At 36.8% G+C, this 506-nt stretch carries 1 protein-coding gene; it reads right to left on the bottom strand.

Annotated elements, in window-relative coordinates:
- On the bottom strand, positions 1-234 hold a 234-nt coding region (locus IE212_RS35360; RefSeq protein ID WP_229864750.1), incomplete at its 3' end, for a hypothetical protein.
- Positions 235-506: the final 272 nt, after the last annotated feature.

Raw genomic sequence — 506 nt, 5'->3', positions numbered from 1 at the left:
CACTGCACTAGCCTTTCTTTCCAACCCGTTTGATGGAGTAACCATGCAAATACCCGGAATGCCGCCCCAATAAATATTGCCATCTTTTGCTTGACAAACAGCAGTGGGAAGAAAGCGACGCAACAAGATAGAACCATCCGTGGTAAGATAGGTGCGGAACGAACCGTTACGAGGATTAAATTCTATCAGTTTCTGGTTTGTATCAATCCAAATATGATTATATGCATCAGCCACTATTTGATTCACCTGATAGCTGTTCTGCTTTTCCTGGTATATTTCGTAATGAGATATAAAAAATGCAAGGAAAATAAAAAAGCAGAAAAACTATAGAAAAATTCTCAAGAAAAGGAGACAATAGTTATGAAGAAAATGAAAAAAATCATGGCATTAATTAATGCCGTTAACACAACCAAACTCTCCCCTGAAAAGCTTTTCAGTAACACATTTTGAATGGTAATTTTATGTGCCAAATCCACACTGGCATTAATAAAGGCAATGGCTAAATA

It is taken from the genome of Streptomyces djakartensis (assembly GCF_014651075.1).
GTDB lineage: Bacteria > Actinomycetota > Actinomycetes > Streptomycetales > Streptomycetaceae > Streptomyces > Streptomyces djakartensis.
Note: the sequence above shows the minus strand (reverse complement) of the source record. Positions and strands in the feature narration are given on the sequence as shown.